The 6,254-nt window shown below is 75.4% G+C and carries 3 protein-coding genes and 1 pseudogene; 1 reads left to right on the top strand and 3 read right to left on the bottom strand.

All coding sequences use genetic code 11. From position 1 onward, the window contains the following. Nucleotides 1-266, top strand: a pseudogene (locus EEJ42_RS05430) (serine/threonine protein kinase); the annotation flags it as partial. A gap of 1,425 nt (nt 267-1,691) precedes the next feature. Here EEJ42_RS05430 and EEJ42_RS05425 read toward each other — a convergent pair. From EEJ42_RS05425 to cobT, 3 genes are all read right to left on the bottom strand, one after another. Then, on the bottom strand, nt 1,692-2,510 hold the full coding sequence (locus EEJ42_RS05425; protein ID WP_123098858.1) for a TrmH family RNA methyltransferase: 819 nt from the start codon (nt 2,508-2,510) through the stop codon (nt 1,692-1,694). 64 nt (nt 2,511-2,574) lie between these two features. Beyond that, nucleotides 2,575-3,792, bottom strand: coding sequence for a uroporphyrinogen-III C-methyltransferase (gene cobA, locus EEJ42_RS05420; RefSeq protein ID WP_123098857.1), 1,218 nt, complete (start codon nt 3,790-3,792; stop codon nt 2,575-2,577). Nucleotides 3,793-3,900: 108 nt separating this feature from the next. Further along, on the bottom strand, nt 3,901-6,254 hold a 2,354-nt coding region (gene cobT, locus EEJ42_RS05415; protein WP_123098856.1), incomplete at its 5' end, for a nicotinate-nucleotide--dimethylbenzimidazole phosphoribosyltransferase.

Raw genomic sequence — 6,254 nt, 5'->3', positions numbered from 1 at the left:
GCCGCGGCGGCGGCCAGCGCCCCCCGGCCCGTACGGTCCGCACCTCCCCGAACGGCCGCCGCCCCAACAGCCCGGACCGGGTCCGGCTGCTGCGCCAACGGCTGACGGTCTTCGTGGTGGTGACGCTGCTGGTCGCGCTGGGCATCGCGGCGGCCCAGGGCTGCCAGGGGCCGCCGCGCGGCCTGGGCGTCCCGACGGCGCCTACGGCGCCGGGCACGCCGGAGGCGGCGGAGGCGGCGGAGGCAGGCCCTGAGGGCGGGCTCTGACCTGGCGGGGCTGCGCGGTCGGTGCGGTGGCGGGTGCCGGGTGCGGCGCCTCCGGGGCAGGGCCCTGGACCGTATATTTACGGCGCCGCTGACGTAGAGCGCGGAGTGAACGTCGACCGATCGGCGCCACAAATACACGGCAGCGTCCAGGACCCCACCCCTCCGACCCCGCCCCCTCCCGTCGAATAGCGGCTCCCCACCGCTGGCCCCGGCGGTTCCGGTTCGCCCGGCGGGGCGGGCGCCGGGCGGGGGTGGGAACGACCCCGCCCCTCCGCTTCATCGCCGACCACCGGCGAGTGCCCCGCGGCTCCGGTTCGCCCGGCGGGCGGGCGCTGAGCGGCGGGAGGGAACGGCCCGCCCCCTCCCGTCGAGCAACAACTCCCCACCGGTGGCCCCAGGCTCCGGCCGGATTCCGGTTCGCCCGGTGGCGGGCGCCGGGCGGGGGTGGGAACGACCCCGCCCCTCCGCTTCATCGCCGACCACCGGCGAGTGCCCCGCGGCTCCGGTTCGCCCGGCGGGCGGGCGCTGAGCGGCGGGAGGGAACGGCCCGCCCCCTCCCGTCGAGCAACAACTCCCCACCGGTGGCCCCAGGCTCCGGCCGGTTCCGGTTCGCCCGGTGGCGGGCGCCGGGCGGGGGTGGGAACGACCCCGCCCCTCCGCTTCATCGGCGACCACCGGCGAGTGCCCCGCGGCTCCGGTTCGCCCGGCGGGCGGGCGCTGGGCGGCGGGAGGGAACGACCCGCCCCCTCCCGTCGAGCAACAACTCCCCACCGGTGGCCCCAGGCTCCGGCCCGATTCCGGTTCGCCCGGTGGCGGGCGCCGGGCGGGGGTGGGAACGACCCCGCCCCTCCGCTTCATCGGCGACCACCGGCGAGTGCCCCGCGGCTCCGGTTCGCCCGGCGGGGCAGGCGCTGGAGGGGAACTACCCCCGCCTCCTCCCGCCTCATCGGCGACTACCGACGGGTGGCCCCAGGCTCCGGCTCGATTCCGGCCCGCCCGGTGGCGGGCGTTGGGCGGGGTGGGCCCCCTCCCCCGACCGTCGGTGCCGCCCGCCCCTGGCGCCCCTCCGGCTCCGGGCCGTCGCAGGCCCGTCTGCTCCTGCCGCAGGGCGGCTGTCCGGACTGGGGCCCCGGTGCGCGATGGGGGCCGGGCGGGGTGGTGCCGCCGGGGGGCGGACGCCGACGATGCGGAGGGGCGGGGTCGCAGGAGTGGGGTTCCGGACGCTGCCGTGCATTTGTGGCGCCGTGGACTTCCGGCCCACCCCACGTTCTACGGCAGCGGCGCCGTAAATATACGGTCCGGGACCTCGCCCCGGAGGCCCCGCACCGGCACCACCCACCGCACCGACCGCACACCCGCCCACTGGGCGGAACGCGGGGGCCGGGGCGGAGCCCCGGCGGGGGAGGTCGGGGGGCGGAGCCCCCGCTACGCCTCGGGGCGGCCCGTTGTTACGGCGTAGAAGGCCACCGCCGCCGCCGCGCCCACGTTGAGGGAGTCGACGCCGTGGGCCATGGGGATGCGGACCCATTCGTCCGCGGACATCAGGGCCTGCGTGGAGAGGCCGTCGCCCTCGGCGCCCAGCATCAGGGCGACGCGGTCGAGGCGGTGGGGGGCGGCGTCGTCGAGGGAGGTGGCCTTTTCGTCGGGGGTGAGGGCGAGGATCTTGAAGCCCGCGTGCCGGACCGCTTCGAGGCCGCGCGGCCAGGTCTCCAGGCGGGCGTACGGGACGGAGAAGACGGCGCCCATGGAGACCTTCACGGACCGGCGGTAGAGGGGGTCGGCGCAGTCCGGGGAGAGGAGGACGGCGTCCATGCCGAGCGCGGCGGCGCTGCGGAAGATGGCGCCGATGTTGGTGTGGTCGTTGACGGACTCCATGATCACGACGCGTCGGGCGTGGGCGAGGAGTTCCTCGGCTTCGGGCAGCGGTTTGCGCTGCATGGAGGCGAGGGCGCCGCGGTGGACGTGGTAGCCCGTCACGCGTTCGGCCAGTTCGGGGCTGACGGCGTAGACGGGGGCGGGGACGTCCTCGATGACGTCGCGCATGACGTCGACCCACTTGGACGACAGCAGCATCGAGCGCATCTCGTAACCGGCGAGGCGGGCCCGCCGGATCACCTTCTCGCCCTCGGCGATGAACAAACCCTCGGCGGGCTCGCGCTTGCGTCGTAGCTCCACATCGGTCAGACCCGTGTAGTCGCGCAGCCGCGGGTCGTCGGGATCATCGACGGTGATGAGATCAGCCACTTGAGTGATACTGCCTTGTCCTGGATGCCGTGCCAATGCGGCGACGTGAGGAAGTTACCGGTGGTTACGCCCGACGGGAGCCGACGGCGACCACCTCGCCGATGACGATGACCGCGGGCGGCCGGACGCCCTCGGCGGCGACCGTGTCCCCCACGGTGGCGAGGGTGGCGTCCACGCGGCGCTGGGCGGCGGTGGTGCCCTCCTGGATGACGGCGACGGGGGTGTCCGCGCCGCGGCCGTGGTGGACGAGGGCGGCGGCGATGGCGCCGATCTTCTCGACGGCCATCAGGAGGACGAGCGTGCCGCGCAGGCGGGCGAGCGCGGACCAGTCGACGAGGGAGCGCGGGTCGTCGGGGGCGACATGGCCGCTGACCACGGTGAACTCATGGGCGACCCCGCGGTGGGTGACCGGGATCCCGGCGGTGGCGGGGACGCTGATGGAGCTGGAGATGCCGGGGACGACGGTGCAGGGGATACCGGCCTCGGCGAGCGCCTCGGCCTCTTCCATGCCGCGGCCGAAGACGAACGGGTCGCCGCCCTTGAGCCGGACGACCGACTTGCCCGCCTTGGCATGCTCGATCAGCGCGTTGTTGATCGCCTCCTGGGCCATGAAACGGCCGTACGGGATCTTCGCGGCGTCGATGACCTCGACGTGCGGCGGGAGTTCGTCGAGGAGGTCGCGGGGGCCGAGCCGGTCGGCCACCACGACGTCGGCCTCGGCGAGGAGACGGCGGCCGCGGACGGTGATCAGGTCCGGGTCGCCGGGGCCGCCGCCCACCAGGGCGACGTGCGGGCCGCGGGTGCGGTGGCGGGGCGCGGCGAGGGTGCCGTCGCGCAGGCCCTCGACCACGGCGTCGCGCACGGCGGCGGAGCGGCGCGGGTCCTGCCCGGTGAGCACGGCGACGGTGACGCCCTCGCTGCGCCCGGTGGCCGGGGTCCACGCGGAGGCGGCTTCGGCGTCGTCGCTGCGTACGCACCACACCCGGCGCGCCTCGGCCTCGGCGGAGGCGGCGGCGTTGGCGGCCGGGTCGTCGGTGGTGATCAGCGCGTACCAGGCGTCCTCGAAGTCGCCGTCCTGGTAGCGGCGGCGCTCCCAGCGCACCTCCCCCGCCTCGGCCATGGCCTCGACGGAGGGCGTCGCGGAGGGCGAGATCAGCAGGATGTCCGCGCCCGCGGCGATCAGCGCGGGCAGCCGACGCTGGGCGACCTGGCCCGCTCCGAGGACGACGACGCGCCGCCCCGTGAGGCGCAGTCCGACGGGGTATGCGAAGTTCTCGGACATGGCGGTGCGGCTCTCCTCGTACAGAATGCCTGCCGCTGCGGCGCTGGAGCGGCTGATCTAGTGGTGGGGCGTGGCCCCCGCCGACACCCTACGTGGCGGGGGCGCACGTCAGTTCTTCTCCGTGACTCCCGCGGAGTCGAACGTGGCCACCTCGTGCATCGCCCGTGCGGCGCTCTGCACCACGGGGAGGGCGAGCAGGGCGCCCGTGCCCTCGCCGAGGCGCAGGTCCAGGTCGACCAGGGGGCGCAGGCCCAGCTTGTTGAGGGCCGCGACGTGGCCCGGCTCGGCGCTGCGGTGGCCCGCGATGCACGCCGCCAGCACCTCGGGGGCGATGGCGCGGGCGACGAGGGCGGCGGCGCCCGCGCTGACCCCGTCCAGGATGACGGGGGTGCGCAGGGAGGCGCCGCCCAGCAGCAGCCCGGCCATGGCGGCGTGCTCCAGGCCGCCGAAGGCGCAGAGGACGCCGATGGGGTCGGCGGGATCGGGCTGGTGCAGCTCCAGACCGCGCCGTACGACGTCGATCTTGCGCGCGTGCATCTCGTCGTTGATGCCGGTGCCGCGGCCGGTCACCTCGGCCGGGTCGGCGCCGGTGTACACGGAGACCAGGGCGGCCGAGGTGGTGGTGTTGGCGATGCCCATCTCGCCGGTGAGCAGCGCCTTGTTCCCGGCGGCGACCAGGTCGCGGGCGGTCTCGATGCCCACTTCGAGGGCGCGCAGCACCTCTTCGCGGGTGAGGGCGGGGCCGGTGGTGAAGTCGCCGGTGCCCGCGCGGACCTTGCGCGGCAGCAGGCCGGGGGTGGACGGCAGTTCGCTCGTCACGCCCACGTCCACGACGCACACCTCGGCGCCGACCTGGCTCGCGAAGGCGTTGCAGACCGCGCCGCCGCCCAGGAAGTTGGCGACCATCTGAGCGGTGACCTCCTGCGGCCACGCGGTGACGCCCTGGGCGTGCACCCCGTGGTCGCCCGCGAAGATCGCCACCGCGGCGGGCTCCGGAATCGGCGGCGGGCACTGCCGGGACAGCCCGCTGAGCTGCGCGGAGATGATCTCCAGCATGCCGAGCGCGCCGGACGGCTTGGTCATCCGCTTCTGCCGCTCCCACGCCTCGCCGAGCGCCTTGGCGTCCAGCGGACGGATGCCCTGGAGGGTCTCCGTCAGCAGGTTGTGCGGGTCCTCACCGGGCAGCGCGCGCCGCCCGTACGTCTCCTCGTGGACGACCCACGACAGCGGGCGGCGCTTGGACCACCCGGCCCGCAGCAGCTCCGGCTCCTCCGGGAACTCGTCCACGTACCCGACGCACAGGTACGCCACGGCCTCCAGGTGATCCGGCAGCCCGAGCGTACGGACCATCTCGCGCTCGTCGAAGAAGCTGACCCAGCCGACGCCGAGCCCTTCGGCGCGGGCGGCGAGCCACAGGTTCTCCACGGCGAGCGCCGAGGAGTACGGCGCCATCTGCGGCTGGGTGTGCCGCCCGAGGGTGTGGCGGCCGCCGCGGGTCGGGTCCGCGGTGACGACGATGTTGATCGGCGTCTCGAGGATCGCCTCGATCTTCAGTTCCTTGAACTGCTTGGCCCGGCCCTTGGGGAGGGACTTGGCGTACGCGTCGCGCTGGCGCGCCGCCAGCTCGTGCATGGTGCGCCGGGTCTCCTCGGAGCGGATGACGACGAAGTCCCACGGCTGGGACTGCCCCACGCTGGGCGCGGTGTGCGCGGCCTCCAGCACGCGCAGCAGCACCTCGTGCGGGATGGGGTCGGGCCGGAAGCCGTTACGGATGTCCCGGCGCTCGCGCATCACGCGGTGGACGGCGGCGCGCTCGGCATCGTCGTACCCGGCGTCGGCGCGTGGGCCGAAGGGGTTGGCGAGGGGCCCGGGGGCGGTCTCCGGGTCTTCTGCGGCTTCGGGGTCTGCCGCTTCCGGGTCTGCCGCTTCCGGGTCTGCTGCTTCGGTGTCTGCGGCTTCGGTGTCTGCTGGTTCCTGATCCGTGGGGTCCGCCTCGGGGGTGTGGTCCGCGGCGTCGGCCTGTTCGGACTGTTCGGCCTGCTCGGGCTGCTCCGGCTCTTCGGCGGGGGTCTCCGCGTCGAGGGCCTCGGTGGTTGCCTCGCCCTCGGACGCGGCCTCTTCGGGCTCCGTGGCTTCGAGTGCCTCCTGGCTGACGGCTTCGTCCTGAGCCTCCGCCGTCTCGCCCTCGGGCTCGTCAGCGGCTGCGTCCGCCTCGCCGGAGGCTTCCTCGGCGGCGGTCTCGGTAGCTGTCTCGGCCTCCGGCGCCTCCGCGCCCACCTCGGCCTCGGGGGCGCCCTCTTCGGCCGGGGCCGCGGGCTCGGCAGGCGCCTCGGCCTCCGGAGCCTGAGCCTCATCCGGCGCGGCCGGGTCGGCCGGGGCCTCTGCCGCGGACGGCTCGGCGGGGGCAGCCTCGGCGGGCGCCGCCTGGTCGTCGGCCTCGGGCAGCGTGTCCTCGCCCGGCG

Origin of the sequence: Streptomyces botrytidirepellens, assembly GCF_003721215.1 — a bacterium.
GTDB lineage: Bacteria > Actinomycetota > Actinomycetes > Streptomycetales > Streptomycetaceae > Streptomyces > Streptomyces himastatinicus.
This window is presented reverse-complemented; position numbering and strand designations above follow the sequence as displayed.